The organism is Pararhizobium arenae (assembly GCF_001931685.1).
GTDB lineage: Bacteria > Pseudomonadota > Alphaproteobacteria > Rhizobiales > Rhizobiaceae > Pararhizobium > Pararhizobium arenae.
Window position 1 is genome coordinate 227,030 of the sequence record NZ_MOOY01000007.1, and the last position, 26,486, is coordinate 253,515.

General features: G+C 60.5%; 25 protein-coding genes. 16 read left to right on the forward strand and 9 right to left on the reverse strand.

Annotated elements, in window-relative coordinates; genetic code table 11:
• Positions 1–16: 16 nt before the first annotated feature.
• The 7 genes from BLX89_RS17130 (at position 17) to BLX89_RS17160 (ending at position 6,797) form a co-directional block, all read left to right on the forward strand.
• On the forward strand, positions 17–1,387 hold the full coding sequence (locus BLX89_RS17130) for a glutamine synthetase family protein (RefSeq protein ID WP_075292171.1): 1,371 nt from the start codon (positions 17–19) through the stop codon (positions 1,385–1,387).
• A 61-nt stretch (positions 1,388–1,448) separates the two neighbouring features.
• Complete coding sequence (locus BLX89_RS17135) at positions 1,449–1,862, forward strand: helix-turn-helix domain-containing protein (protein WP_075292172.1); 414 nt, start codon at positions 1,449–1,451, stop codon at positions 1,860–1,862.
• On the forward strand, positions 1,852–2,265 hold the full coding sequence (locus tag BLX89_RS17140) for a type II toxin-antitoxin system VapC family toxin (protein WP_075292173.1): 414 nt from the start codon (positions 1,852–1,854) through the stop codon (positions 2,263–2,265). The genes BLX89_RS17135 and BLX89_RS17140 overlap by 11 nt, the downstream gene beginning before the upstream one ends.
• A 28-nt stretch (positions 2,266–2,293) precedes the next feature.
• Positions 2,294–3,679 (forward strand): aldehyde dehydrogenase family protein, encoded by a 1,386-nt coding sequence (locus tag BLX89_RS17145; RefSeq protein ID WP_075292174.1) that lies wholly within the window; start codon positions 2,294–2,296, stop codon positions 3,677–3,679.
• Positions 3,676–4,821, forward strand: a complete 1,146-nt coding sequence (locus BLX89_RS17150; protein WP_075292175.1) for an iron-containing alcohol dehydrogenase — start codon at positions 3,676–3,678, stop codon at positions 4,819–4,821. Before BLX89_RS17145 ends, BLX89_RS17150 begins: the two co-directional genes overlap by 4 nt.
• Before the next feature lie 264 nt (positions 4,822–5,085).
• Positions 5,086–5,877: a ParA family protein gene (locus BLX89_RS17155; RefSeq protein WP_075292176.1), complete on the forward strand. Its 792-nt coding sequence runs from the start codon at positions 5,086–5,088 to the stop codon at positions 5,875–5,877.
• A gap of 227 nt (positions 5,878–6,104) precedes the next feature.
• Positions 6,105–6,797 carry a ParA family protein gene (locus BLX89_RS17160; protein WP_075292177.1) on the forward strand — a complete coding sequence of 231 codons (693 nt, stop codon included), beginning with the start codon at positions 6,105–6,107 and terminating at the stop codon, positions 6,795–6,797.
• Positions 6,798–6,852: 55 nt separating this feature from the next.
• On the opposite strand, the gene BLX89_RS17165 is transcribed toward BLX89_RS17160, so the two are convergent.
• Complete coding sequence (locus BLX89_RS17165) at positions 6,853–8,139, reverse strand: NAD(P)/FAD-dependent oxidoreductase (RefSeq protein WP_075292178.1); 1,287 nt, start codon at positions 8,137–8,139, stop codon at positions 6,853–6,855.
• A gap of 185 nt (positions 8,140–8,324) precedes the next feature.
• Positions 8,325–9,725: a L,D-transpeptidase family protein gene (locus tag BLX89_RS17170; protein WP_083637607.1), complete on the reverse strand. Its 1,401-nt coding sequence runs from the start codon at positions 9,723–9,725 to the stop codon at positions 8,325–8,327.
• 231 nt (positions 9,726–9,956) lie between these two features.
• Between BLX89_RS17170 and BLX89_RS17175 the strand changes: the two genes are divergently transcribed.
• Together BLX89_RS17175 and BLX89_RS17180 are read left to right on the forward strand one after the other, a co-directional pair.
• Positions 9,957–10,799, forward strand: coding sequence for a DUF4432 family protein (locus BLX89_RS17175; protein ID WP_075292179.1), 843 nt, complete (start codon positions 9,957–9,959; stop codon positions 10,797–10,799).
• 74 nt (positions 10,800–10,873) lie between these two features.
• Positions 10,874–11,212: a protein tyrosine phosphatase family protein gene (locus BLX89_RS17180; protein ID WP_075292180.1), complete on the forward strand. Its 339-nt coding sequence runs from the start codon at positions 10,874–10,876 to the stop codon at positions 11,210–11,212.
• A gap of 65 nt (positions 11,213–11,277) precedes the next feature.
• Here the strand turns inward: BLX89_RS17180 and BLX89_RS17185 are convergent, their stop codons facing one another.
• Genes BLX89_RS17185 through BLX89_RS17195 form a run of 3 tightly spaced genes read right to left on the reverse strand, consistent with a single transcriptional unit; the run spans position 11,278 to position 14,851 of the window.
• A complete protein-coding gene (locus BLX89_RS17185) occupies positions 11,278–12,924 on the reverse strand; it encodes a thiamine pyrophosphate-binding protein (RefSeq protein ID WP_075292181.1) in 1,647 nt (548 codons plus the stop codon).
• Positions 12,925–12,956: 32 nt separating this feature from the next.
• On the reverse strand, positions 12,957–13,907 hold the full coding sequence (locus BLX89_RS17190) for a DMT family transporter (protein WP_075292182.1): 951 nt from the start codon (positions 13,905–13,907) through the stop codon (positions 12,957–12,959).
• Entirely contained in the window at positions 13,904–14,851 is a 948-nt protein-coding gene (locus tag BLX89_RS17195) for an alpha/beta hydrolase (RefSeq protein ID WP_075292183.1), read from the reverse strand. The genes BLX89_RS17190 and BLX89_RS17195 overlap by 4 nt, the downstream gene beginning before the upstream one ends.
• A 209-nt stretch (positions 14,852–15,060) precedes the next feature.
• Between BLX89_RS17195 and BLX89_RS17200 the strand changes: the two genes are divergently transcribed.
• The 4 genes from BLX89_RS17200 (at position 15,061) to metF (ending at position 19,805) form a co-directional block, all read left to right on the forward strand.
• Complete coding sequence (locus tag BLX89_RS17200; RefSeq protein WP_143523663.1) at positions 15,061–15,873, forward strand: ribonuclease T2 family protein; 813 nt, start codon at positions 15,061–15,063, stop codon at positions 15,871–15,873.
• A gap of 89 nt (positions 15,874–15,962) precedes the next feature.
• The gene (gene ettA / locus BLX89_RS17205; protein ID WP_075292184.1) at positions 15,963–17,612 is read left to right on the forward strand and encodes an energy-dependent translational throttle protein EttA; all 1,650 of its coding nucleotides are present in this window, start codon (positions 15,963–15,965) and stop codon (positions 17,610–17,612) included.
• 226 nt (positions 17,613–17,838) lie between these two features.
• Positions 17,839–18,879: an ArsR/SmtB family transcription factor gene (locus tag BLX89_RS17210; RefSeq protein ID WP_083637631.1), complete on the forward strand. Its 1,041-nt coding sequence runs from the start codon at positions 17,839–17,841 to the stop codon at positions 18,877–18,879.
• Positions 18,880–18,881: 2 nt separating this feature from the next.
• On the forward strand, positions 18,882–19,805 hold the full coding sequence (gene metF / locus BLX89_RS17215; protein ID WP_075292185.1) for a methylenetetrahydrofolate reductase [NAD(P)H]: 924 nt from the start codon (positions 18,882–18,884) through the stop codon (positions 19,803–19,805).
• A 478-nt stretch (positions 19,806–20,283) separates the two neighbouring features.
• Here metF and BLX89_RS17225 read toward each other — a convergent pair whose 3' ends face one another.
• Complete coding sequence (locus tag BLX89_RS17225; RefSeq protein WP_075292291.1) at positions 20,284–21,186, reverse strand: DMT family transporter; 903 nt, start codon at positions 21,184–21,186, stop codon at positions 20,284–20,286.
• A 152-nt stretch (positions 21,187–21,338) separates the two neighbouring features.
• Between BLX89_RS17225 and BLX89_RS17230 the strand changes: the two genes are divergently transcribed.
• Positions 21,339–22,736: a cation:proton antiporter gene (locus BLX89_RS17230; protein WP_083637610.1), complete on the forward strand. Its 1,398-nt coding sequence runs from the start codon at positions 21,339–21,341 to the stop codon at positions 22,734–22,736.
• Positions 22,737–22,761: 25 nt separating this feature from the next.
• Here the strand turns inward: BLX89_RS17230 and BLX89_RS17235 are convergent, their stop codons facing one another.
• Positions 22,762–23,958, reverse strand: a complete 1,197-nt coding sequence (locus BLX89_RS17235; protein WP_075292187.1) for a lytic murein transglycosylase — start codon at positions 23,956–23,958, stop codon at positions 22,762–22,764.
• 217 nt (positions 23,959–24,175) lie between these two features.
• Between BLX89_RS17235 and BLX89_RS17240 the strand changes: the two genes are divergently transcribed.
• Positions 24,176–24,472, forward strand: a complete 297-nt coding sequence (locus tag BLX89_RS17240) for a nucleotidyltransferase family protein (protein ID WP_075292188.1) — start codon at positions 24,176–24,178, stop codon at positions 24,470–24,472.
• Positions 24,472–24,756: a HepT-like ribonuclease domain-containing protein gene (locus tag BLX89_RS17245; RefSeq protein ID WP_075292189.1), complete on the forward strand. Its 285-nt coding sequence runs from the start codon at positions 24,472–24,474 to the stop codon at positions 24,754–24,756. The genes BLX89_RS17240 and BLX89_RS17245 overlap by 1 nt, the downstream gene beginning before the upstream one ends.
• Positions 24,757–24,846: 90 nt before the next feature.
• On the opposite strand, the gene BLX89_RS17250 is transcribed toward BLX89_RS17245, so the two are convergent.
• Both BLX89_RS17250 and BLX89_RS17255 read right to left on the reverse strand, forming a co-directional pair.
• Positions 24,847–25,647: a glycoside hydrolase family 25 protein gene (locus BLX89_RS17250; RefSeq protein ID WP_075292190.1), complete on the reverse strand. Its 801-nt coding sequence runs from the start codon at positions 25,645–25,647 to the stop codon at positions 24,847–24,849.
• A 182-nt stretch (positions 25,648–25,829) separates the two neighbouring features.
• Positions 25,830–26,459 carry a class I SAM-dependent methyltransferase gene (locus BLX89_RS17255; protein WP_075292293.1) on the reverse strand — a complete coding sequence of 210 codons (630 nt, stop codon included), beginning with the start codon at positions 26,457–26,459 and terminating at the stop codon, positions 25,830–25,832.
• Positions 26,460–26,486 lie beyond the last annotated feature (27 nt).

Consider the following 26,486-nt stretch of genomic DNA (forward strand, 5'->3'; position numbering starts at 1 on the left):
CACGGGATCGAGATCCATGAGCGTCACCTATTCGTTCGACGAGTTGAAGAAGGATGTTGCCGAAGGCCGCATCGATACGGTTCTGGCCTGCCAGGTCGATATGCAAGGCCGCCTTATGGGCAAGCGTTTTCAAGCCGAATATTTCGTTGAGAGCGCCTATGAAGAGACACACAGCTGCAATTACCTGCTGGCGACCGACATGGAGATGGACACCGTCTCCGGCTATAAGTCGACGAGCTGGGAAGCCGGCTACGGCGATTATACGATGAAGCCGGACCTTTCGACCCTGCGCCGCATTCCCTGGCTCGAAGGCACGGCGCTGGTGCTCTGCGACGTGCTTGACCACCACACCCACGAAGAAGTGCCGCATTCGCCTCGCACCATCCTGAAACGCCAGGTGAAGCGGCTCGAAGCCATGGGTCTCAAGGCCTATATGGCGAGTGAACTGGAATTTTTCCTCTTCGATCAGAGCTATGACGATGCCCGCGAAAGCGGTTACCGCGACCTGCGTCTCGTCAGCGGCTATAACGAAGATTACCACATCTTCCAGACCACCAAGGAAGAAGACGTGATGCGGGCGATCCGCAAGGGCCTGCAAGGTGCCGGCATTCCGGTCGAGAATTCCAAGGGCGAGGCTTCTGCCGGTCAGGAAGAGATCAATGTTCGCTACGCCGACGCGCTGACCATGGCCGACCGCCATGTCATCATCAAGAACGGCTGCAAGGAAATCGCCTGGGCGCGCGGCAAGGCCATCACCTTCCTCGCGAAGTGGCACTACGCTGCGGCGGGCTCGTCCTCGCACATCCATCAGTCGCTTTGGAGCCTTGATGGCAAGACCTCGCATTTCTACGACAAGGACGCCAAATACGGCATGTCGGAGATGATGCGCCAATACGTCGCCGGCCTGCTAACCCACGCCAGCGAAATCACTTATTTCCTCGCGCCCTATATAAACTCCTACAAGCGCTACATGGCCGGCACCTTCGCGCCGACAAAGGCCGTGTGGAGCAAGGATAATCGCACGGCCGGTTACCGTCTTTGCGGCGAAGGCGGCAAGGCGATCCGTATCGAATGCCGCGTCGGCGGCTCCGATCTCAACCCCTATCTCGCTATGGCGGCCCTGATCGCGGCGGGTATCGCCGGCATTGAGGGCAAGCTCGAACTCGAGCCTGCGTTTGTTGGCGATGCCTACGGTGGCAGCGGCGTGCGCGAGATCCCGAAGACCTTGCGCGATGCAACGGGCTTCATGACAAACTCGAAGATGCTGCGGGATGCTTTCGGTGATGACGTGATCGATCATTATACGCGCGCAGGTCAGTGGGAGCAGGAAGAATACGATCGCCGGGTGACGGACTGGGAGGTGGCGCGCGGGTTCGAACGGGCGTAATCTCCGGTTGTTGATGTGAGGACAACGTGATGATAAAATCACAACAATCAGGAGGTGCCTCATGATTGACAGTGCGTGGTTCTATCAACAGTTGGAAAAGGACGGTCGTTCGCTTCGCGGCATGGCGCGGGCGTTGGGCTTGGACCCAAGCGCTGTTTCACGCATGTTGCGAGGCGAGCGGAAGATGACGGCGGAAGAGCAGGACGGCATCGCAGCCTATCTGGGTGTGCCGATGACCGAGGTCGCCGCTCGTCGCCGCGGTGACATCTTGGGTTTTGCGGAAAGGGGACAGGAGCCGCTGAAGAGAGATGATGAGGCTGGGTCGGATAAACGCGCCGAAAGCGATGGCAGCAAAGCCGATAATTGGCTGGATCGAGTACGTGGCTGTATGAAGGGTACGGTTACGATTGCGCCAGGTGTCGACTTGACCGAGCCGGCTGATCCTGAGTGGGCGAAGATTTACGATGAAGATTGAACGGTATCTACTGGATACCTGTACCCTCATCTATGTGGCCCATGACGAGCCGATATCCGCTGATGCGGCGACCTTGCTGCGGGAAATTCCGCCTGATGTCGTTTTCGTTTCGGCTTTTTCCGCGTGGGAAATAGGGCTTCTGGTCAGCAAAGGGCGAATGAATATTACACATCCACCGTTCCGCTGGTTTGAGGAGGCGGCGAGAAAAATGTCTGCGTCGGTCATCGGGGCTACACCCGAAATCCTCGTCGCTTCCTCGTTCCTGCCGCAGCCGCTGCATGCCGATCCTGCCGACCGCATCCTCATCGCGACCGCCCGCGAACATGATTTGACGATTATTACCCGTGACCGCGCCATTCTGGCCTATGGCGCGGCGGGGCATGTGAAGGTACTGGCGTGCTAGGCTCGGCCTGCAGCCGAAGGAGAACGGAATGACAATGATCCAATGTATTTCCCCCATTGACGGCTCGGTTTATGCCGAGCGTCCGGCCTTGCTGTTGGAGGCTGCCCGCGATGTGGTCGCGCGCGCTAAAAAGGCGCAGAAGAGCTGGGTCAAGCGGCCGCTCGAAGAGCGTGTCCAACTCGTTTTGAAGGGCGTTGCGCGCCTGAATGAAATGGTCGACGAGGTCGTGCCGGAACTGGCATGGCAGATGGGTCGGCCTGTGCGTTACGGTGGCGAGTTCCGCGGCTTCAACGAACGCTCCAACTATGTGGCAACGATTGCTGCCGATGCGCTGGCGCCTCTGGTCATTGAAGAGAGCAATGCTTTCGAGCGCCGCATCGAGCGCGAAGCTCATGGCGTCGTCTTCGTCATCGCGCCGTGGAACTATCCCTATATGACCGCGATCAACACGGTCGCGCCGGCGCTGATGGCTGGCAACACCGTCATCATCAAGCATGCCAGCCAGACGATCCTCGTCGGCGAGCGCATGGTGCGCGCCTTCAACGAAGCTGGCGTGCCGGAAGACGTATTCCAGAACGTCTTCCTCGACCACGGCACCACCTCGGCGCTGATCGCGGAAAAGAGCTTCGATTTCGTCAACTTTACCGGTTCGGTCGAAGGCGGGCGCTCGATCGAGCGTGCTGCTGCCGGCACGTTTACGCCGCTCGGCCTTGAGCTTGGCGGCAAGGACCCGGGCTATGTGATGGAAGACGCCGATCTCGACGCCGCCGTCGATACGCTGATGGACGGCGCGACCTTCAACTCCGGCCAATGCTGCTGTGGCATCGAGCGCATCTACGTGCATGAAAGCCTCTACGACGATTTCGTCGAGAAGTCCGTCGCCTGGGTGTCCAACTACAAGCTCGGCAATCCGCTCGACAAGGAAACGTCGCTCGGCCCGATGGCGCACAAGCGCTTTGCCGCGACCGTGCGCGCGCAGATCGCTGATGCCGTTGCCAAGGGCGCCAAAGCGCTGGTCGACCCGAAACTCTTCCCGGCCGATGATGGCGGCGCCTATGTCGCCCCGCAAATCCTCGTCAATGTCGATCACTCGATGGAATTCATGCGCGAGGAAACCTTTGGTCCGGCTGTCGGCATCATGAAGGTGAAGAGCGATGAAGAAGCGCTCTCGCTGATGAACGACAGCAAATACGGCCTCACCGCATCGCTCTGGACCAAGGATGCCGAACGTGCCGCGCGCATTGGCTCCGAGATCGAGACGGGCACCGTCTTCATGAACCGCGCCGATTATCTCGATCCGGCGCTGTGCTGGACCGGCGTCAAGGAAACCGGCCGCGGCGGCTCGCTGTCGGTCATCGGCTTCCAGAACCTTACCCGCCCGAAATCCTATCACCTGAAGAAAGTCACAGCATGACCATCACCGCCAACTGGAGCTACCCGACCGCCATCAAGTTCGGGGCAGGGCGCATTTCGGAACTTGCCGATCACTGCAAGGCTGTCGGCATGAAGAAGCCGCTCTTGATCACCGACCGAGGCCTTGCGCCTATGCCGATCACGCAAAAGGCGCTCGATGTTCTCGAAGCCACCGGTCTCGGCCGCGCCATCTTCGCCGAGGTCGATCCGAACCCGAACGACAAGAACCTCGACGCCGGCGTCAAGGCTTTCAAGGATGGCGGTCATGACGGCGTTGTCGCCTTCGGCGGTGGCTCAGGCCTCGATCTCGGCAAGGCGGTCGCCTTCATGGCCGGCCAGACCCGGCCTGTCTGGGATTTCGAGGATATCGGCGACTGGTGGACACGCGCCAGCGTCGAGGGCATCGCCCCTATCATCGCCGTGCCGACCACGGCCGGCACCGGATCGGAAGTCGGCCGCGCCTCGGTCATCACCAATTCCGAGACCCACACGAAAAAGGTCATCTTCCACCCGAAGTTTCTGCCGGCCGTCACCATCTGCGACCCGGAACTGACGGTCGGCATGCCGAAGGTCATCACCGCGGGCACAGGCATGGATGCGTTTGCCCATTGCCTGGAAGCCTATTCCTCGCCCTTCTATCACCCGATGTCGGCGGGCATCGCGCTCGAAGGCATGCGTCTCGTCAAGGAATACCTGCCGCGCGCCTATCAGGACGGCACGGACATTGAGGCCCGCGCCAACATGATGTCGGCTGCCGCCATGGGCGCGGTCGCCTTCCAGAAGGGGCTGGGTGCGATCCACTCGCTCTCCCACCCGGTCGGCGCGATCTACAACACCCATCACGGCATGACCAATGCGGTGGTTATGCCGCCGGTGCTTCGCTTCAACCGCCCGGCCATCGAAGGCAAGATCGCCGCGGCTGCCGCCTATCTCGGCATTTCCGGCGGCTTCGACGGCTTCTACGAATACGTCCTGAAGCTGCGCGAAGAACTTGGCGTTCCCGACAAGCTTTCCACGCTCGGCGTCGGGACGGATCGTATCGACGAGATGTCCGAGATGGCCATCGTTGATCCGACGGCTGGCGGCAATCCGGTGGAACTGACGCTGGAAGCCGCCAGGCAACTTTTCCGCGAATCAATCTGACATCATTCTCTTGACCCTGAAGGCCGGCTCGATGCCGGCCTTTTTCGTTTCCCGCTCCCAATTCAGCTGTGGGAAAGCTTCGCCGGCTATTAATTCTTGCGGGTGACTTGTTATGAAAATGTCATCAAATTATCTTTTGTCGGGTAACGATTTCCTTTTGTTCGGTTTTCGTTAATCATCCTTTGCAAGCCTCATGGTGCGCTATGTAAAAGGGCAGGCGCGGCGGCATATCCGAACACCCGCGGCGCCCGTTAGGAAGGTCGTATGGCAGTCATTTCCATCGCAAACGCCAAAGGCGGAGCGGGCAAGACGACCGTGGCATTGCTACTGGCGATGGAGTTTGCCCATCGGGGTGAGCCGGTTGTGGTCCTCGATTGCGATACCTTCACCTATGCTGCCAACTGGCTTAAACTAACCGGTACGGTTGAAAACATAACCATCGCCACGGGCATCACCTTCGTTAATCTGGCGGGAAAACTGCGTGACCTTCGTCCGGTGAATGGTCATGTCATCATCGACCTCTCAAGTGCCAGTGATGCGCTGGTAGCGCTGGCCGCCGGTCTCTCGGATCTCGTGATTGTTCCCGTGCAGGGTTGCATGATGGATGCGCAGGGTGCGACCCATGTGCTGGATCTTGTTCGCCGTGTCGAACAGACCGCGCGTGGCCGCATCGATCATGTCGTGTTGCTCACGCGGGTCAATCCTTTGGTGACCACGCGGGCCATGCGCAGCGTCAAGGTCATGCTTGCGGCACGCGATCTCGATCTTCTGGACACGCCCATCGTCGAACGCAGCCCCTACAGGGATATGTTCGAGTGTGGCGGCTCGCTTTACGACATGCCGGCAAGCCGCGGCGAGCCGTTGCGCAAGGCTGTGATAAACATGCAGCTGTTCGGTTATGACGTGGCGACGCGGCTTGCGCGCTCGGGGGCCATTTCCTCGCTCGCGCCCTTCGCGAGGCTTTGCTTCAAGACGGTGCCAGCCGCCGCGGCAGCGCGACTTCCAGCCACAGCCCGAGATCCTCACGAGCCGGCAGCCATCACGGTTCTTTCATAATTCCCGTAATGGAATAACGCCGCAGAGAAACGGCAAAAGCCGCGATTCACGCTGATTCCGATGAGTCTTCCCACTTGCAAGTGCGCGAAATGGTTAATTCTCGGGAGGAGCGTCTTTAGCTTTTGTTAACCACGTTCTGAAAGGTTTGAGTAACCGAAGCGCGATGGAAACGGGCGCTTGACGGGAGCCATGCCGGGGCTCGGGCTATCACTCAGACGGGGACTACCATGCCAGTCATTACATTTGCGAATACCAAGGGCGGCGCGGGCAAGACGACCGCAGCCTTGATCCTGGCGCAGGAGCTTGCACGCACGGGGGCGCGTGTCACCATCCTCGACTGCGATCCGCAGCACTGGATCACCACTTGGCACGAAATTTCCGTGTCGGTGCCGAATGTTCAGGTCATCTCCTATGTGAGCATGGCCAACATCCAGACCCACATCAACGAAAACCGCGCCAACACCGACTATTTCGTCATTGATCTCGCCGGTGCCCGCAACACCCTGATGGCGACGGCGATCGGCATGTCCGATCACGTCATGATCCCGATCCAGGGCTGTGCGATGGATGCCAAGGGCGGCGCGCAGGTTCTCGAACTGCTCGGCTATCTCAAGGAAAAGGCCGGCATCAGCATCGCCCATTCGGTCGTCCTGACCCGCGTCAATTCGCTCGTCACCACCCGCGCGCTGCAGGTGGTCAAGAACCTGCTCGCCCAGCGCAGCGTTCGCGTGCTTGATACGCCGATTGTCGAACGCGCCGCCTTCCGCGACATCTTCGACTGTGGGGGCACGCTCCAGACCATGGATCCGGAGCGCGTCAGCAATCTCGACAAGGCCCGTGACAATGCCCGTGCTTTTGGCGACGAAGTCCGTCGTCTAGTGCCGCTGCGTACCGTGACCTCGGCCCGCCGTGCGGCCTGATAGAATTACGCTCCAGCAAAAATCCCCGCCAAATATTTGGCGGGGATTTTTGCGTTTAAAATCGATGATCGACGAAGTGCTTTGCCTGGGCGCCGACATGGTAGAAGGCGGACTTCGGCGTGCGCCACAGGTCGGGCACTACCGGCGTGTCGGCGATCGGAATAGCGGTCTCGTCCCCCAGTACGCGCTGCGCCAGAGCACGGCCGAAGACAGTGCCCGGAGCAATCCCCCGGCCATTGTAACCGCTGACGGAAAACACGTTCGGCGCAACCTGATGTGTCTGAGGCAGGTTGTTGGTGGTCATGCCGATGCGGCCATCCCACCAGTATTCGAAATTAAAATCGCCGATCTGGGGAAAGAGTTTGCGCACGGAACGCTCGGCAAAGGCGCGGTGTGTGCCCTCGGCGATGGCATCAAGGCGGCCGATGCTGCCGAAGATCAAGCGGTTCTGCCTGTCGGTGCGGAATGAGGTCATGACGAGGCCCGTGTCCCAGCAGCCCTGCCGCTCCGGCAAAATCGTCGTCGCAACATTGTCCGGCAGCGGATTGGTTGCGAACTGGAAGTATGGGAGAATGGTGAGCTCTTCCGTATGGGCTTTCCAAGGCGTCTTGCTCACGGTTGCGCCGTAGGCGTTCGTGGCGAGAATCACATGCTTTGCGGTGATGCTGCCGCCGGGCGTGGCGAGCTTCCAGAGCTCACCCCTGCGCTCGGCGCCTTCCAGTGGCGTATCGGTGAAAATGCGGGCGCCTGCTGCCAGTGCGGCCTCGGCAAGGCCACGGGCATAGGCGAGCGGCTGGATCGTGCCGGCGCGGCGATCAAGCAGGGCGCCGGAAAAGCCGGTCGCGCCGGTCAGCTTACGCGCGGTTTCCGCATCCAGAACCTCGACGGGCGCTCCGAATTTCTTCCACTGCGATTGACGCTCCTGCACCTCCGTCACGCCTTCGGCGCCGACGGCCATATGCAGCGTGCCGTTGCGAACGGCCTCGCATTCCATGCCATGCTTCTCGATCAGCGAATAGACGAGGGAAGGGCCGTCGCCGAGTTCGGTCAGCAGCCGCTCTCCGCTCTCCTTGCCCAGTGTTGCGATCAGGTCGTCCGGCTTCGTCCAAATGCCGGCATTGACAAGGCCGACATTGCGGCCGGAACCGCCGAAGCCGATCATCCGAGCTTCGATGACGACGGCCTTGACGCCTTGTTCCGCGAGGTGCAGCGCGGCCGACAGTCCTGTAAAGCCGCCGCCGATGATAGCGACATCGACGGCGATGTCGTCGGAAAGCCTTGTCGTCTGCGGTGGAGGGGGCGCCGTCGCGTGCCAGAGGTTGGGAAGAGCGCGTTCGGCCATCGGTGGTCCTTGTCAGTCCGGGAGTTGAGCTTCCCTGACGATAGAACAATGCGGGGCGCTTGTTTCATGACAACATCTCATGAAGTCATGAAGGGGATTGGCGACGTTGGCCCCTTATCCGGTCTGTTGGCCACCTTCCCCCAGAAAGCGGGAGAAGATTAGGATGAAGGGTCGAAACCGCGAAATCAGTCGACGAACTCGACCGTCGTTCCCACGCTCACCATCTTGGCAAGCTCGGTCGCATCCCAGTTGGTCAGCCGGATACACCCGTGGCTCTGGGTCTTGCCGATCTTGGACGGTTCCGGCGTTCCGTGAATACCGTAGGTCGGCTTCGAAAGCGCAATCCAGACCGTGCCGACCGGACCATTCGGACCCGGCGGAATGGAAAGGACCTTGTCGTTGGCGCCCTGCTGGAAATTGATTTTCGGGTTGTAGGTATAGCCCGGATCGAGCGCGATACGATCGACCTGCACGGTACCGGACGGCGAGGGCGTGTCCGAAGAACCGATGGAGGCGGGATAGGCGGCGATCAGCGTGCCTGCCTCATCATAGGCGAAAAGCTGCTTGCGGCCCTTGTCGGCCAGGATGCGGGTGACCTTGCCGGTCTTCTTCTCACCGGGCGCGATGACCTTGATGATCGTGCCGGGCACAGTGAAATCGACGCCGGGGTTCAACTCGCGCAGATAGGCCTCGTCCATATGGAATTTCTCGCCCAGCATCTCGGCCGTGGAGGTGAAGGACAGGTGGGGAAGTGCTGCCTTATGAGCATAGTCTTCGGGAATGGAGGCGACATAGGGACCGGCAGCGTCGGCCGCCGTGATCGTATAGGACTTGATCGGCAGACCGCCGTTCAGCCGCAGCCGCTCAAGAATGTCTTCGGTGTTGTTCGGATCGAGCGTTTCGCCCGTCGCCTGTTGCCAGGCCTCGATCGCCTTGGTGACGTTCGAGCCCTTTTTGCCGTCGATGACGCCCGGTGAAAAGCCTTCGCGATCCAGGAAAAGCTGAAGCGCGGTGATTTCCGCGCTCGACTTCTTGCCAATCGCAGCAGCCGGCGCAAGCGACGGACCACGCGGGCTGTCTTGCAAAGCCGGCAAGGCTGCACTGTCGTTTTCATCCGGCAGGGAAGCGGTCTGAGAATCAGGCAGCGGTTCTCGATCGACGCCCTGGAGATTGTCGTTATAATCCGGGATCGATCCTGTCACGTCGCCGGGTTCGCGGAAGGCGGGGTCGCGATAGTCCGGAGCGGCGTTGTAAACGGTGTCGCCATAACGGCGAACCGAAGAGCCGTAACCCTGATTGTCATAGGAGCGATTCGCTTCCTGCCGGCCAAAGCCGTCGATCGCCCGGCTCCGCGGGCGGCCGGAGCCCATGACGGTCGCGACGACGTTGCCCCAGTTGTCGACCAGCACCGTGCGCCCGCGCCGATCGCGCATGATCGCGACCTCTCCCGATTCGGGGATGTAATCGAGGATTTCACCTTGCGGGGTGACGAGCACGGCATCCGGCGGCAGTTGGCCGAAATCCTGGGCCGTGGATATTCCAGCGCTGATGCCGAAGGCACTTACGGCTGCAACAAGGGCGATCATGGTCCTGAAACGGGGCGTCACTTGCAAACCTGCTGTCTTCCGGTTGGTCTCGGAGCGAAGAAATCAAATGGGACGGTAATGTGAAAAATCTGAATTCATCATGAACATCTCGTTAATCGCGACGTAATTCGTTAGCTTGGCTCTTTCAAGGCAACTGTGCGGCAGCCATAAGGCACAGATATCAAACGTTTGTCGGCCGCATTTGGTTTCAAACCGGAGGGAACGATCAGAATGCCGATCCGCATCGCAGGGCAGGGGAGTGAAGGAAATTTCCATATCCTTCTCGATCGGCAATCGGCCCTAGATATAGCAGCCTTCGTGGTCGATGGCTTCGACCTTTCCCCGGGCGAAGCGATCCCGTCAGATGGCGATCCGCGTATCGATCACGCTCTGAAAGGCTTTCTCTTTACCTGCGGGCCAGATCATATCCGCCACCCGGAAACGCTCGATGGTGGAGGCGGGCTGTATCCTCTGCACGGATCGCTTGCCGGGACGCCGGTTCTCGAATCGGAAATAGCGGGACCGGAGCAGGCACCGGGCTGCAGGGCGATCATCGAGTGCGATCTTGCCGGGGGCGGACGGGCGCGGCTTGAGCGGCACTGGCGGGTGAATACGGCCCTTGGCGCGGTGCATCTTCAAGACCGCGTGACGAATATCGGCGATGACGCCTTTGCGCCGATGATGATGTATCACATCAATCTGGGTGGTTGGCTTATGGGCGCGGAAACCGAAATCATTGCCGATGCTTTCGCCGGCCAGGCGCGTCCCTGGCGGTTAGGAGAAGGGGAAAGCGCCCATTTTTGCGTGCCGGCGGCGGGGGTGGATGGCTGGAGCGAGATAACGCTTGGCCCGTTTCACGCGCTCTCCGATCGGTCCCTGCATGTCAGGTTTGCCACTGCAACCCTGCCGTTTCTCCAGATGTGGCGCTGCGAACGCGGTGACGCAAATGTCGTGAGCATCGAGCCAGTGTCCCATCGCATCGCCAAACGGCCCGCGCTTGCCGCGGCCGGCGAAATGCCGCTGCTTCACCCAACGGAAAGCATCACCTACGAGCTTGCCTTTCGCGTTGCCTGAGCTTGGCGACCGATTGACGCCCGCTTCACTCGGTCTTACACCAGAGCCGACATTTTCCGAGAAAGGGCCCCGCCATGGATATCCGCCAGATCAACGACGAATACTCGGTTACCGGACAGATCTCCGTCGAAGATCTCGATGCGATCAAGGATATGGGCTTCAAATCCATCGTCTGCCACCGGCCCGATCATGAAAGCCCGGATCAGCCGGAATTCGCCGCCATTGCAGCGCGCGCCGAGGAACTCGGCCTTGACATAGCGCACATCCCCGTCGGACCGGCAGGCGTAACGGCAGATGCCGTTCACCAGATGAATGATGCGCTCGATGCCTTCGAGCGCCCGATGCTCGGCTATTGCCGTTCCGGTGCCCGCTCGACGGCGGTCTATCAGCAGACGCAGCATATCCGGAACTGAGTTTCCGGCTTTTTGCAACACGAAAACGGCGCGCATCACACGCGCGCCGTTGCGTATGGAAATATTCAGCCCGCGCGAATCTGGCTTAATGTGCGCGTCGGCGTGATGGCTTCGGGATCGAGCCTGATCTCGACAATCGATGGTTTGCCGCTGGCCCGAGCCCGTTCAAACGCACCGGCAAAATCCGCGGTCTTTTCAACAATCTCACCATGTCCGCCATAGGCGATGGCGAGCGCCGCAAAATCCGGGTTGGTGAGATCGGTGGCGCTGACCCGGCCCGGATATTCCCGCTCCTGATGCATGCGGATCGTGCCGTAGATGCCATTGTTGATGATGAGCGTGATGATCGGCAGCCTGTAGCGCACGGCCGTCGCAAATTCCTGTCCGTGCATCAGAAAGCAGCCATCGCCCGCGAAACAAACGACTTCTCGCTCCCGAAACAGCGTCTTTGCGGCGACGGCGGCGGGCAGGCCATAGCCCATGGAGCCGGATGTCGGCGCGGCCTGCGTGGCGAAGCGGCGGAAACGGTGAAACCGGTGCACCCAGGTCGCGTAGTTGCCGGCGCCATTGGTGAAAATCGCATCATCAGGCACATTGGCCTCGATCCACTCCATGATCGGCCCCATCTGCACGGCGCCGGGTCCCGTCTGCGGCGGGGTCGACCATTCGAGATAGGCACCGTGCATCCGCCTGGTGCGATCGCCCCATGCGGGTGATCGTGTCGGAACTGACGCCGAAAGGGCAGCGACGAAATCGCTCGGTGACGCAGCAATTGCCAGATCGGGGCGATAGACACGGCCCAGTTCGCCCGGATCGGGGTGGACATGGACCAGCGTCTGTTTGGGATAGGGCACGTCGAGCAGCGTATAGCCCGACGACGGCATCTCCGACATGCGCCCGCCGATCAAGAGGACCAGATCGGCTTCCCTAATCTCCTTTGCCAGCGCCGGATTGATGCCGATGCCGACATCGCCGGCGTAATTCGGATGCAGATGATCAAACAGCATCTGCCTGCGGAACGAGCAGCCGACGGGCAGGTGCCAGCGTTCGGCGAAGCTTTGGAATGCGCTGACGGCCTCTGCGTTCCAGCGCGTGCCGCCAAGGATCGCGATCGGGCGTTCCGCCTGGGCGAGCAGCGCTTCCATGCGGGCAATCTGGCCGGGGCCGGGATGGCTTTCCACCGGCACGGCGGCTCGGGCGGCCACGGCGTCTACTGCCTTGGTCAGCATATCCTCCGGCAGCGACAGAACGACTGGACCGGGGCGACCGGAGGTGGCAACCGCAAAGGCGCGGGTCACGAATTCCGGAATGCGCGCGGCATCATCGATCTCGCCCACCCATTTGGCGACTTCGGTCAAGGCGCGGCGATATTCCACCTCCTGAAACGCTTCGCGCTCGCGAGCATCGCTCTGCACCTGCCCGACGAAGAGAATGACGGGGATGGAATCCTGCCGCGAGATGTGCAGCCCGGCGGAAGCATTCATGGCGCCGGGACCGCGGGTTACCATGCAGATGCCGGGCTCTCCCGTCAGCCGGCCCCAGGCATCCGCCATCATCGCAGCGCCGCCTTCCTGCCGGCAGACGAGCGTTTCGATGCCGCTGTCATACAGCGCATCGAGGACGGCGAGATAGCTTTCGCCGGGAACGCAGGCAATGCGCTTCACGCCGTTTGCCTGCAGCGTCTCGACGATCAGTTGTCCTCCGGTTTTCATGGTCTGCTCCTCCCAAAGCATGCGACCGGCGGCTAGATAGCCGGCGAGACCGGCGCGGTGCCGGCAGTCTTGTTGACCCGGCGCTCACGCCAGATGATGTAGAGCCCGGAACCGATGATGATGGCGATGCCGAGCCATTTCAGCGCGTCCGGCAGGTGATCGAACACCAGCCAGCCGAAGATGGTCGCCGAGACGATTTCGAGATATTGCAGCGGCGCCAGAACCGAAGCCGGCGCGGCGCGATAGGCATAGACGCCCAGTACGCCCGAGATCGTCGCGGTGACACCGACGCCCAACAGATAGAGCATGGCTTTCGTATCCGGCATGACCGGATCGAAGATCGCCGATCCCGTTCCATCGCCGAAATAGAGCATCACCGCGCAGAACAATGCCCCCCAGACGCCGGCATGGAACTGCATCGACCATGGGTCCTCGTTCTGCGCCACAAGCCGCGTCACCAGCAGGAAGACAGCGAGCGTGAAGGCGGATACCACCGGCAGGAGCGCGATCAGACCCACCTCCTGCATGCTCGGCTGGATGACGAGCATGGCCCCGAAGAAGCCGACGCCGCAGGCGGTATAGCGCCGCCAGCCGATGGTTTCCTTGAGGAAGATGCTGCCGAGAATGGTAAGGATGATCGGCTCGACGAAGAAGATGGCGATGGCATCCGCCACCTCCATCGCCTTCAGGGTGGTGATGAAGGACAGCATGGTGGCGACCAGAAGCGCGCCGCGCAAGGCATGCAAACCGGTTTTCCTCCATGTGAGATCGAACAGCGTGCCGCGCGCGATGACCACCGGCAGAATGAACAGCACCTGCAGGGCGAAGCGGACTGCGGTGATCTCGCCTGAAGGGATGGTCGTGATCGCCAGTTTTGCGAAGATGTCGATCAGCGGCGAAATCAGAACCGCGATCACCATCAGCGTCAGGCCGAGGGACACGTCGTCCTTGCCGGCGATACCCACTGCTTTCTGGTATGTCATGCCTGTGCCTTGCGTCGTGCGTCGGTGAGGGCGACGCACCAGGCGGCGAAATCCCGGACGGGACCTTCCCTGCCTTTTTCGTTGAGCGTCTCGTGTCGCATTTCGGGATAGATTTGCGTCGTCACATTTAAAAAACCTTGGCGCTCAAGGCGCTTCGCCAGCCATGTGATCGCGCGACCCCGGTCCGTTGCAGGGTCCTGTCCACCACCGACAAGATGGATTGGCAGGCCGGTCCGCAGGCGGCGCAGCCGCTCGCCGCTTGCTCCGGCAAATGTCATTTTGAACAGATCGATCCACAGCGAGACGCTGGCATCGAACCCGCAGAGCGGATCGGCTATATAGGCGGCCACTTCCTTTTCGTCTCGCGAGAGCCAGTCGAAGGGGGTCTTGTGCCCGTCAATGGATTTCCCCCATGCGCCGAATGTCAGGTGTGGCAGGATCGTGCTTGGAACGTCCGACCCCTTCAGCATGCGCTCCGCGGCTAGGATGAGAAGGGCGGCACGACCGGCAAGGCCCGGATTGAAATTGGAATTCCACACCGCCAGCCCGTCGTAAAAATCCGGATGCTCCTCGGCAGCATTGAGCGCGATCAGGCCGCCCATGGAATGGCCGAAAAGAATGACAGGCAGGTCGGGGTGTTCCGTTCTGGCCAGTTTGCAGATGGCCGTGATGTCGTCGACCACCTTTTGCGGTCCATCAGCCAGCGCGTAGCGACCGAAGGGAGCATCCGCGCTTTGCGTCGCGCCATGACCGCGATGATCGTGCGCATAGACGTGGAAACCCTGCAGTCCCATCACCTTGGCGAAGCGGTTGTAGCGCGCGGAATGCTCCGCAAGTCCATGGCTGATCAGAAGTATTCCGCGTTCGGGTGCGGATGCAGGCTGGTATCGCCAGGCAAGCGTTGCGCCCGTTGGGCTTTGCAGCGCCCTTACCTCTTGAAACATCATGCCTCCCGTCGTCCGGTGCCGCAGCGCAGTCGCGTCTCGCGGTCTTTGTCACGCACTCAAGGAGATTTGCTGGGCGAAAGCAATGGCCTCTTGTTGATGGTTGCGCATTACCTCAGAAAAAATCGCACCATGATAATTTGGGGTTGTAATATTCCCGTTTTTGTTGGTTAATGATCATGTTTTGTTCTCGTTGTGGGAGGTGAGCCATGATCATGATGATCAGACAGGTTGCATGCTTTCTTGTTGTCTCTCTGATGGCTTTCACGGCCCACGCCGACGGTGCTCAGACTGCCGCGAGGCAAAGTGAAAAAGGCCGGACGACGGTTGTCTTCGCCGTAAGCTGGCTGCCGGGCTTCTGCGTGACCCGGCCCGAGCGCGCAGAATGCAAGGCGCAAAAACCGGGCAGTTTCGATGCCACGCATTTTACGCTTCACGGGCTATGGCCGGTCGGCAAATCCTACTGCGGGGTCGATGCCACCGTCAAAGCGCAGGACCGAAAGAGGAAATGGCTGGATTTGCCGCGACCGGAGCTTGAGGCGGATGCGAGAGTGACGCTTGCTTCCGCGATGCCCGGCGTCCAGTCCGGCCTCGATCGCCACCAATGGGTGCGCAGCGGCCGCTGCCATTCGCCGACAGCGGACGCCTATTTCAAGACGCAGATGCAGTATCTGAATGTTCTGAACGGCTCGGCGGTTCGCGGTCTTTTCGTCGAGCGTCTGGGAGGGCACGTAAAGGAGCAGGAGGTCCGGCAGGTTTTTGATCGCGTCTTCGGGTCGGGTGCCGGTGATCGTGTGCGCCTGCAACGCCGCAAAGTGGGTGAGACGACGGTTGTAACCGGATTGACGATCGGGCTGGGCGGAGGAACGTCGAACCTTCCGGCGAAAGCGGTTTCCGATGTCGGCGTGCGCGCGAGCGAAGGTGATGGAGACTACTCCGATCTCTCCGCGTTGATCCTCGCCGCCGATGCGATTGACGGCAAATGCCCAACCGGTCTTATTCGGAGTGTAGACGCCCGCTAAACCGGAGATATCGCCGGTTTCGACATTGCTCCTGCGGGATAATTCGCCTACATAGCGGCCAAAATTTAATTCCGTCGGAGCAGAGCTTAATGGCACGCCAATTCATCTTTCACATGTCGGGGCTGAGCAAGGCCTACGGCGCGAAGAAGGTTCTCGATAATGTGAGCCTTTCTTTCTATCCGGATGCCAAGATCGGTATTCTCGGCCCGAACGGCGCCGGTAAGTCGACGGTTCTGCGCATCATGGCGGGTCTCGACAAGGAATATACGGGCGAAGCCTGGGTCGCCGAGGGTGCAACGGTCGGTTACCTCGCCCAGGAGCCGCAGCTCGACCCGGACAAGACCGCGCTTGAAAACGTCATGGAAGGCGTTGCCGACAAGACGGCGATCATCGAACGCTACAACGAACTGATGATGAACTATTCCGACGAGACCGCCGAAGAGGGCGCGCGTCTCCAGGACATCATCGACGGCCAGAACCTCTGGGATCTCGAAAACCAGGTCGAAATGGCCATGGACGCGCTGCGCTGCCCGCCGGGCGATGCCGACGTCACCAGCCTTTCGGGTGGTGAACGCCGCCGTATCGCGCTCTGCCGTCTGCTCCTGTCGAAGCCGGACCTGCTGCTGCTCGACGAACCGACCAACCACCTTGACGCGGAAACCATCGGCTGGCTTGAAAACCATCTGCGCCAGTACCCGGGCGCCGTGATCATGATCACCCACGACCGCTACTTCCTCGACAACGTCACGGGCTGGATTCTTGAGCTCGACCGTGGTCGGGGCATTCCCTACGAAGGCAACTACTCGGCCTATCTGCTTGCCAAGGCCAAGCGCATGCAGCAGGAATCGCGCGAAGACGCGTCCCGCCAGAAGGCGATCAGCCGCGAGCAGGAGTGGATTGCCTCCAGCCCGAAGGCGCGTCAGTCCAAGTCCAAGGCCCGTATCAAGGCCTACGACCAGCTGGTGGAAGCGGCCGAAAACATCCGGCCGACGGATGCCCAGATCATCATTCCGGTTGCAGAGCGTCTCGGTAACGTCGTCATCGAACTCGACGGCATCAGCAAGTCCTACGGCGATCGCCTCCTGATCGACGATCTGTCGCTGAAGCTGCCCCCGGGCGGCATCGTCGGCGTCATCGGACCGAACGGCGCCGGCAAGACGACGCTGTTCCGCATCCTGACCGGTCAGGAGCAGCCCGATAGCGGCTCGATCCGCGTCGGTGACAGCGTGCAGTTCTCCTACGTCGACCAGAGCCGCGATGCGCTGGCTGGGGAAAAGACCGTCTGGGAAGAAATTTCCGGCGGGGCAGAAGTGGTCAAGCTCGGCAAGTTCGAAATGAACTCGCGCGCCTATTGCGGCGCCTTCAACTTCAAGGGGGGCGATCAGCAGCAGAAGGTCGGCAATCTCTCAGGCGGTCAGCGCAACCGCGTTCACCTTGCCAAGATGTTGAAGTCCGGCGGCAACGTTCTCCTGCTCGACGAACCGACCAACGACCTCGACACCGAAACCCTCGGCGCGCTCGAAGTCGCGCTCGAAAACTTTGCCGGTTGCGCCGTCATCATCAGCCACGACCGCATGTTCCTCGACCGTCTGGCAACCCACATCCTCGCCTTCGAAGGCGACAGCCATGTCGAATGGTTCGAAGGCAACTTCGAGGATTACGAAGCCGACAAGATCCGCCGCCTCGGCCCGGAATCGGTCAATCCGAGCCGCGTCAGCTACAAGCGTCTGACGCGATAAGCTGTCTTGCGGGGCGTGGTCTGAAGCCACGTTGCGCTATCATGCAGAAGGGCGGTCCGCAGGGGCCGCCCTTTTCGTTGGGGCACCTATTGCCCGCACGCTCCAACCCCTTCTCGCGGGGCACCTCACCGTAGCAACAAGACCTTTTTCAGCGACGTTCCATTTCCGAGTTGCGCGACCACATGAAATCACATAAAGATATCTTTATGTGTTGATGGGGTTGTTTATGGTAGACGCACAGGGCCTTGGATTGGACGCGCTGGTCGACGTATTGAAGGCGGCAGGCGAGCCCACGCGGATGCGACTGCTGGCGCTGCTTGCTGCCGGAGACCTGACCGTCACCGATCTTACCGAAATTCTCGGCCAGTCCCAACCGCGTATTTCCCGCCACCTGAAGCTGCTCTCCGAAGTTGCCCTCATCGATCGTTATCAGGAGGGCGCCTGGGCTTATTTCCGGATGAAGAACGAGGGCGCGCCGGTCAGGCTTGTGCAGGACATGCTGTCAGCCGCCTCGCGCTCGGATGCCGTGCTGGCGCGTGACAGTGAGCGTCTTGTTGCCTTGAAGCGGGCGCGGGCGGAAAAGGCGCAGGCCTATTTCAGCCGCAATGCCGGTGAGTGGGATGCGCTGAGGCGCCTGCATGTCAGCGAGGCCGATGTGGAAGCGGCCCTGAAGACCGTCGTCGGGAACGACCCGGTCGATGCGCTGCTCGATCTGGGAACCGGTACTGGCCGCATTCTTCAGCTCTTCGAGGGGATTTATCGTCGCGGCATCGGTATCGATGCCAGCCGCGACATGCTGGCCGTCGCCCGCGCCAATCTCGATCGCAGCGGCACCAGCAAGGCCACCATTCGCCACGGCGATATCTTCAACCTGCCGCTGGATGGCCAGGCTTTCGATCTCGTCACCATTCACCAGGTCCTGCACTTTCTGGAGCAGCCGGAAGCGGCCGTTTTCGAGGCCGCGCGCATGCTGGCCCCGGGTGGACGACTGGTGATCATCGATTTCGCTCCCCATGGGCTTGAGCATCTGCGCGACGAACATGCCCATGTTCGCCTCGGCTTTTCTCACGCGACGATGGCGGAGTGGCTGGAGCGGGCAGGGCTCTCTGTCGAGGATGTGGTCGATCTGAAGCCGGATAGCGACCGACAGCTGACGGTGTCCATCTGGCTCGCGCGGGATCGTCGCGCTGCCGATCCTAAGGTAAATGACAATACCGGTGCCGGGGACGTCGAGCGCACCCGTTATGCCCAGGCGGGGAGGAACTGACCATGCCAATCCACACGCTTTATCCGGCCGAGCGCGGCAACCTGCACCTCTCCTTCGAATACTTCCCACCGAAGAACGACGACATGGAAACGCAGCTTTTCGAAACTGTCGACAAGCTGTCTGCCTTCTCTCCTGCATTCGTCACCGTAACCTACGGCGCCGGCGGCTCCACGAAGTCGCGTTCGCTGACCACCGTCTGTCGCATGATCAAGGAAACCGGGCTGGCGAACACTGCGGCGCACCTGACCTGCGTTGGTGCGACGAAGGCGGAGGTGGATGCGGTGGTTGATGAATTCGCCAGCTGCGGTGTTCGTCATTTCGTGGCCTTGCGCGGCGACCCCCAGGGCGGCATCGGCACGCGCTATGAACCGACGCCCGGCGGCTATGACAATGCAGCCGCACTCGTTGCGGGTATCCGGGCCAAGGGCGATTTTGAGATTTCCGTGTCGGCCTATCCGGAAAAACATCCGGAAAGTGCGGATGTCGCAGCCGATATCGACATGCTGAAGCGCAAGGTCGATAACGGCGCAACCCGGGCTCTCACCCAGTTCTTTTTCGACAACAACGACTTCGAACGCTATCTTGAGCGTGTGCGCCGGGCCGGCATCAGTATTCCCATCGTGCCCGGCATCCTGCCGATCAACAATTTCGCCCAGATGCGCAAGTTCGCTGGGCTCTGCGGAGCGCGGGTGCCGGATGCGATTACCACACGGCTCAGCCATCTGGATGAGCAGCCGGAGGAACGCTTCAAGGAGGCGACCCATATCGCCGCAGAGCAGATCGTTGATCTGGCCCGCCGCGGCGTGCGGGATTTCCATCTCTACACCATGAACCGCTCGCCCTTAATCACAGCGGTCTGCGATCTCGTAGGCTTCGAGCGCGCGCCGGTGGCACAGCCCAAACGGCACGAGGGCGCAGCTGCCTGATACGGGCAATCTTAGTGCGTGACATGAAAAATCCCTGCCGGGTAGCCGACAGGGATTTTTCATGTGAGGCAGTCTTTTATCAGCATGCGCAGTCTGCGTTGGATATGCTGTATGGCTGCAATGGCATCCGGATTTGGTCCGGTTATTTGTCTCCTGGCGCTTTCAAATGAAAAGCATTGTTGCGACGAAGACGAACGCTGCACTTATCATGAGGACATTCAGCGAATGCGTAAGTCCCATAATCGGCCCTCCTTGCGTTAACGTCTGAAAGATAGGGTGAAAATGCCACACCTCAAAGAGGATTTTATGCTGCACCGCGAGAGAAGCATGCGGAAATGAGGTTATGCACAGGCTTAAGATTCTGAATATATTATATTTTATCACCGCCACATTTTTTTCACATTTCGGCCGATCTCGTTAATGTGAACGGCTGAAATATCCCGTGTGTCGTCAATTCGACACAGACTCACGAGGTTCGTTAACTTTTCCGCAGCCACGAAATCAACCGCCCGTCCAGGACCAGCAGACCGAAGGCGATTAGTGCCATACCGGCCAGATCGGCGGCATGGAGCGTTTCTCCCAGAAACAGGAAGCCGAGCAGCACGGCGCTGGGCGGCACAAGCAGGGTGACGAGCGAAGCATTCGTTGCACCGGCCTGTGCGAGGATACGGAAATAGAGGATGTAGCCGTAGGCTGTCGAAAGCAGCGCCAGCGCGAGAATGGCCGATAAGACCGTCACCTCCGGCATGGCAAGCTGCCACGGCTGATCGATCGCAAGAGATACGGGCAGCATGATAACGCTTGAGGCGATCAGTTGTCCGGCTGCCGTGACCGGCGGCGCAAGATCGCGGAAGCCTTTGCCATAGATGGCGGCGAAACCGTAGCTGACGGCCGCCGCCACCGGCAGGATCAATGCCCAGAGCGGCACGCCGCTGGTCGGCGAAAGGCCGGTAAACGCGCTTGGGCCGATGAGGACAGCCGTTCCGGCAAGGCCGAGCAGGCAACCTGCGATTTTCATGGCGCTCAGCCGTTCGTCCGATGTCAGCACATTGGCGATCAGGACAGTCCAGACCGGCGTGGTGGCATTGAGGATGGCCGCAAGGCCGGCGCCGATCTGCGTTTGGCCGAGGAAGATCAACGTGTGCGGGATCGCATTGTTGATCAGGCCGAGGAGAAGAAACTGGCGCCACCGGCCGGCGAAGGCCGCATAGATACCGTGCCGGCCGGCAACGTAGATCTGCAGGGCAATCGCCGCGAGCGCAACGCGCAGCAGAACCAGCGTGAACGGCGGAATGGCCGTCACCGCGATACGGGCGAAAAAGAAGGAGCCGCCCCAGATCAGGCCGAGAAGGCAGAGCAGCCCCCAGGTCGAGGCGTTCATGCGCGCCGCATGTTGCTCGCGTGCCGATAAGGCCTGTCGCTCCAGATTTCGCTGCATATGCCTTGACCTTTCAGCACCTGATTTGAAACATGGTTGCGGGATACGCATTTCGGCGTGAGATCGCCACCCGATTCGTGTGGTGACCGGGGTGAATGAGGGAGCTTGCGCTGGAACCGTTAGATGCCGCCGCGCAAACCGCATCCCATGGCGATCAGGGCCTTGTCTCCATCGCTGTCGTGGTCGCCGTGGCGGCCTTGCTTGGCCTAGGGTTTCTGCGGCTGCGTCAGCCGCCGCTCGTGGGGTTCATCCTTGCCGGTATCGCGCTCGGTCCCACAGGCTTCGGCCTGATCTCCTCCAGCGGAAATGTCACCCTGCTGGCCGAAATGGGCGTCGTCGTCCTCCTGTTCTTCATTGGTATGGAGCTTTCCGTCAAGGCGTTCACCCTGACGCTTCGTCAGGCCTTGCTGGTTGCCGGCGGGCAGGTGACGGTGGCGCTTTCGGCGGCGCTGCTGATCGAGCTGGTCACGGGCGCAAGTCTTGCCGAAGGCATGATCCTCGGTTTCGTGGCGGCAATGTCCTCGACGGTCGTTGCCATGAAAATGCTGGAGGATATGGGTGAGCTTCGCAGTGAAACGGGCAGGATCGCGATCGGTGTTCTGATCGCGCAGGATGTCGCGGTCGTGCCGATGCTGATCCTCGTCTCCAGCCTTGGTGGCGGGGAGCTGGATATCCCGGCGATCGCGCTGAAGATGATTGTTGCCATCGGCTTGCTGGCCGGTCTGCTCTGGTGGTTCGGTCACCGCAGCAAGCTGAAGATTCCCTTCAGCGAATCGATGGAAGACAAGGTCGAGATGCTGGCTCTCGGCGCCCTGGCGCTCTGCTTTTCGGCGGCCGCCGTTTCCGGCCTTGCCGGCATGTCGCCGGCCTATGGTGCTTTTCTTGCAGGCATCGTGCTCGGCAATTCCACCTTGCGCAGTCGCATCATCCCGGTGATCGAGCCCATCCAGAGCGTTCTGCTCGTTGTTTTCTTCCTGTCCATCGGCCTGTTGATCGATTTGCCCTTCGTGTTCGATCATGCGCTTCTGCTGCTGGGCGTCGCGGTCATGGTCATCGCCGCAAAGACCGTTCTCAACATCTTCCTCCTTCGCAAAACCGGTTCTTCGCCGCAGGTCGCGCTGATTGCGGGTCTTTCGATGGCACAGATCGGCGAGTTCTCCTTCGTTCTGGCCGCCGCCGGTTTCAGTGCCGGCGTGCTGCAGCTTGATACCTACAGGTTGGCCATCACCGTCACGGCCATTTCGCTTCTCGTATCGCCGGTCTGGGTCAACCTCATGCACCGTGTCGAGAATATCGCATCCGAAGAGCTGGAAGATTACCGTGCAGCCTTTGCCGTCGCCTATGCCCGCGAGATCGCCGAGCTGTCGCGTCAGGGGCAGGCGCTTGCGGGCGCGCGCTGGTCGATACGCCTGCGTTATCGTGCCTTGCGGCTGGCACGCCACCACCGCAAGCTTCGGCGTGCGCAGCAAAAAGGGCCGGAAAACCGGCCCTGAGAATGCTGCTCCTGCTGATCTGGGCTCAGAGGGCGTTCAGAACCGCTTCCGTTGCCCAGCCATCCGCAGGAATGCCGAGCCGCAGCTGTTCCTGTTGCAGCGCCGCGCGTGTGCCCGAGCCGAGGATGCCGTCGATCTTGCCGACATCATGGCCCATGCCCTGGAGCTTCGTCTGAAGCGCCTTCATGGCGTCATCGCTCAGGCCCTTTTCAGGGTTCCCGCCATTATAGGACGGAGCGCCGTTGAGGCGGGTGGCGAAATAGGCGGCCGAGGTCGTGTAGATGAACGACTGGTTCCATTCGAGATAGATGTTGAAGTTTGGATAGGTCATGAAGGCCACGCCCTTGCGGCCCTGCGGCAGGACGACGGAGGCCGGCAGCTGGCTGAAAGAGGTGTCGCCGTCGCGCGGCGTGACGCCGAGCGCAAACCAGTCGCCGGCGGTCATGCCCTGCTGCAGCCCGGTTTTTTCCCAGGGCAGGTTTTCCGGCACGCTGACTTCCTGAATCCAGGGCTGGCCGGCCTTGAAACCAAGGCTTGAGATGAACTTTGCTGCCGTCATGATGGCGTCTGGTGAGCTTTCCTTGAGCTTCACATGGCCATCGCCGTCGCCATCGACGCCATGCGCGATGATATCCTCTGGCAGCATCTGCACCTGACCGATCTCGCCGGCCCAGGCACCGGTGGTCGCCGCCGGATCGAGATCGCCGTGCTGGACCATCTCGATGGCCGCGATCAGCTGCGGACGGAACATCTCCGGGCGGCGGCAGTCATGGGCGAGCGTGACAAGGGCATTGCGGGTGTTGAAATCCCCCTGAACGGCACCGAAGTCGGTTTCCAGTGCCCAGAAGGCCGTGATCACCGGTGCCGGTACGCCGAATTCCTTCTCGGCGCGGGCGAAGACGTCGGCATATTCCTTCATTTTCTTCGCGCCGATATCAAGGCGCGCCTTGCTGACGGTGCGGCTCGAGAATTCGGTAAAACTTTGCTTGAATACGCCTTGCGCGCGGTCGCGGTCGAGCACCTTCTCGTCGATCCTTGCACCGGCAAGCGCCTGATCGACAATATCGGCAGGAATGCCCTTGGCAACGGCTTCCGCCTTCACGCCTTCGAGGAAGGTCGATAGGTCGCCGCCACAGGCCGGCGCCTGCTGTGCAAAGGCAGACGATGCCATGAGAGAGACGAAGGCGGTGGAGACAAGCAGTGGCCGAACGCGGCGGAACATCGCAAATCCTTCAAATATTTGTCCGTGCTGCTCAGGGGCGGAGCAGGGCGGATGCGCTGGGTTTCAGAACGTGATGCACGCCGATGCCATGGCATTGGGGCGGAAACAAGAATTTTGTATTCACGCTTTTAGCGAAGGTGAGCCTGCAGGCAAAGGCCTGACCTGCCGCGGCAATGGCAGAGTGGATGGTGATCGACGAATGGTATAGAATGAGAGCATGAGCAAGGCGGAAACCATCGAGAAGTTGCGTCAACATGCCGAAGCCATGAAAGGCATGGGCGCGACTGCACTTTATCTTTTTGGGTCGGTCGGTCGCAACGAGGCTGATGCGTCCAGCGATATCGATCTGTTTATCGACTACGATTCAGAAAGGCGGTTTTCGCTGCTCGATCTTGTCGAGATCAAGCAATATCTCGAAGAGAGATTTCAACTGGATATAGATGTTACGACACGCAGCAGCCTGCATCCGATGCTGCGTGATGACATCAAACGCAGCGCTATCCGTATCTTCTGATGGCTCCGCGCAAGGTCGGGCCAGTTCTTGCGGAAATACTGGAAGCCATCGAGACCCATACGGCTGGTAAAAGCCTTGCGGATTTTCAACAAAGCTGGCTTTTGCGTCTTGCCGTCCAAAGGGCCTTGGAAATTATATCCGAAGCCGCTCGGCATATTCCCGATGAGCTGCTGGTTATTGCACCGCGCGTCCGTTGTAAGCAAATCCGCGGCATCGGAAACATCCTTCGGCACGAATATCACAAAAATCGCGGACGATGTGATCTTGGCCGTTATCAGCAATGATATCGCGCCGCTGAGGGCTGCCGTTGAAGCTATCCGCCGACAGTTGGAAGTCGGGGAATAAGGCGGTGGCCTTTCACCGAACGCTGCGTTTCAGTTCTGCGCCACCTGTTGTGGCCGTGTGACTGCCGCAACCCACTTCTTCCAGTTCGCGGCAGAACCGGAAAAGACATTGATATCGGTTTCGCCGTCGATACCGGGAATGACGCCGGTGCTGGTGTATTGCCAGAAAGCCCAGCGGCGGTCGGAGTAGATTTCGTTCGGATGCTGGGCGACCGCGCGCACCCAGAAATGATAGTCGTTGAACTGGCCGACAAGGTTGTCGCGGTGGAAATCGACGGAGGTGTAGATGATCGGCCGTTTGCCGTAGTGGGCTTCAAGCCGATCCATGAAACGTTTCATCTCGGCCCGCACCGTCAGCGCCGGCGGGCGCAGGCGGCAGGTCGGGGATTCATTGTTCCACTCGACGTCGAGAACCGGCGGCATTTGCACGGCGCTTTTCGGGACATTGGCGATGAACCAGTCTGCCTGTTCATCCGCGGTGGAGCAGAAGTAATAGAAGTGATAGGGCGCATAGGCGAGCCCGGCGGCGTGTGCACCCCGCCAGTAGTCGTTGAAGCGGCTATCGACGCGATCCTTGCCTTCCGTTGCCTTCATGAACACGAAGGAAACTCCGGACTTGCGAACCTTTGCCCAGTCGACGTCGCCGTTCCATTTGGACACGTCGATACCGTGGACGGCGTGATGATGCGGCGTGCGCTCTCCGAAATTCTGCGGGTCCTTGTCCTGAAAGCGCGGCGGAATGGAGGACGTCGATACGAGGTCGTAGTCCGCATAGGTGCAGGCCGAAAGAAGCGTCAGGATAGGCAAGAGAGCCATAAAATGCCGGCGCATGAGGTTTCCGTTCCGAAACGATTGGATGGTGCGACCTCACACGATCATGCCCTTGATGTGACGATCCCCCGGGAGGCGTGAGCCCCATAGTCGTCCTATCATGGTAAAAAATAGGTTATTTTCAAGCCGCAAATGATTGAACGGCAAGCCCGATAAGCCGGGTAGACAGCCTCAATCAAGCTTCAGGCGTGGCGGCGGTAGGTTGCGAGCCAGGCGTAACCGCGACCCAGCGATCGAAATTCGAGGGTCGCGCCGGCGCTGTCCGCCCGCTGCCGGAGCACCTTCAGGAGATCCGGGCGTGGTGTGACGTGGAAACGTGCAAGCCACGCCTTGAGGCCTGTTCCCACAAAACCGGGAAGACCTTCCTGCTGGCCAAAATCGGCAATGTGCAGCGATCCGCCCGGTTTCAGCGCCCCGATGGCCGCATCGATTGCCGCTTCCCAGTCCGGGATCATCGACAAGGCATAGGAGATCACGATGCGGTCGAAACCATCGGTGCCGAACTGTTGCGAGGAGAAGTTCGTGGCGTCCGCGACCCGAAGTACCGGAGCAGTTGCGCCTTTCTGCCCGAGCCCGGCAAGCTTTGCTTGCGCGCTCGCCAGCATCTCGGCAGAGATATCCAGTCCGTAAAGCCGGCAGTTCGGAAAACGCTTTGCGATCAGGGCCATGTTTCGCCCGGTTCCGCAACCGACCTCCAGCACGCTGCCGCGGCGGGGCGCATCGAGATTGCGAATGAGCGTATCGCGTCCGAAGAGATAGTATTTGCGGGTGAGGTCATAGATGTGCCGCTGGTAACGGTACATCCGGTCCATGCGGGCCGCATGGGTGTCCAGGCTTGG

Coding starts and splice junctions, on each gene's coding strand:
- BLX89_RS17175 (WP_075292179.1), top strand. CDS start 9,957: ATGCCGATCCGCATCGCAGGGCAGGGGAGTGAAGGAAATTTCCATATC.
- BLX89_RS17240 (WP_075292188.1), top strand. CDS start 24,176: ATGAGCAAGGCGGAAACCATCGAGAAGTTGCGTCAACATGCCGAAGCC.
- BLX89_RS17195 (WP_075292183.1), bottom strand. CDS start 14,851: ATGTTTCAAGAGGTAAGGGCGCTGCAAAGCCCAACGGGCGCAACGCTT.
- BLX89_RS17180 (WP_075292180.1), top strand. CDS start 10,874: ATGGATATCCGCCAGATCAACGACGAATACTCGGTTACCGGACAGATC.
- BLX89_RS17135 (WP_075292172.1), top strand. CDS start 1,449: ATGATTGACAGTGCGTGGTTCTATCAACAGTTGGAAAAGGACGGTCGT.
- BLX89_RS17190 (WP_075292182.1), bottom strand. CDS start 13,907: ATGACATACCAGAAAGCAGTGGGTATCGCCGGCAAGGACGACGTGTCC.
- BLX89_RS17145 (WP_075292174.1), top strand. CDS start 2,294: ATGACAATGATCCAATGTATTTCCCCCATTGACGGCTCGGTTTATGCC.
- BLX89_RS17185 (WP_075292181.1), bottom strand. CDS start 12,924: ATGAAAACCGGAGGACAACTGATCGTCGAGACGCTGCAGGCAAACGGC.
- BLX89_RS17225 (WP_075292291.1), bottom strand. CDS start 21,186: ATGAACGCCTCGACCTGGGGGCTGCTCTGCCTTCTCGGCCTGATCTGG.
- BLX89_RS17140 (WP_075292173.1), top strand. CDS start 1,852: ATGAAGATTGAACGGTATCTACTGGATACCTGTACCCTCATCTATGTG.
- BLX89_RS17230 (WP_083637610.1), top strand. CDS start 21,339: ATGAGGGAGCTTGCGCTGGAACCGTTAGATGCCGCCGCGCAAACCGCA.
- BLX89_RS17165 (WP_075292178.1), bottom strand. CDS start 8,139: ATGGCCGAACGCGCTCTTCCCAACCTCTGGCACGCGACGGCGCCCCCT.
- BLX89_RS17170 (WP_083637607.1), bottom strand. CDS start 9,725: ATGATCGCCCTTGTTGCAGCCGTAAGTGCCTTCGGCATCAGCGCTGGA.
- BLX89_RS17150 (WP_075292175.1), top strand. CDS start 3,676: ATGACCATCACCGCCAACTGGAGCTACCCGACCGCCATCAAGTTCGGG.
- ettA (WP_075292184.1), top strand. CDS start 15,963: ATGGCACGCCAATTCATCTTTCACATGTCGGGGCTGAGCAAGGCCTAC.
- BLX89_RS17210 (WP_083637631.1), top strand. CDS start 17,839: ATGGTAGACGCACAGGGCCTTGGATTGGACGCGCTGGTCGACGTATTG.
- BLX89_RS17130 (WP_075292171.1), top strand. CDS start 17: ATGAGCGTCACCTATTCGTTCGACGAGTTGAAGAAGGATGTTGCCGAA.
- BLX89_RS17160 (WP_075292177.1), top strand. CDS start 6,105: ATGCCAGTCATTACATTTGCGAATACCAAGGGCGGCGCGGGCAAGACG.
- BLX89_RS17245 (WP_075292189.1), top strand. CDS start 24,472: ATGGCTCCGCGCAAGGTCGGGCCAGTTCTTGCGGAAATACTGGAAGCC.
- BLX89_RS17250 (WP_075292190.1), bottom strand. CDS start 25,647: ATGCGCCGGCATTTTATGGCTCTCTTGCCTATCCTGACGCTTCTTTCG.
- metF (WP_075292185.1), top strand. CDS start 18,882: ATGCCAATCCACACGCTTTATCCGGCCGAGCGCGGCAACCTGCACCTC.
- BLX89_RS17255 (WP_075292293.1), bottom strand. CDS start 26,459: ATGGACCGGATGTACCGTTACCAGCGGCACATCTATGACCTCACCCGC.
- BLX89_RS17200 (WP_143523663.1), top strand. CDS start 15,061: ATGATCATGATGATCAGACAGGTTGCATGCTTTCTTGTTGTCTCTCTG.
- BLX89_RS17235 (WP_075292187.1), bottom strand. CDS start 23,958: ATGTTCCGCCGCGTTCGGCCACTGCTTGTCTCCACCGCCTTCGTCTCT.
- BLX89_RS17155 (WP_075292176.1), top strand. CDS start 5,086: ATGGCAGTCATTTCCATCGCAAACGCCAAAGGCGGAGCGGGCAAGACG.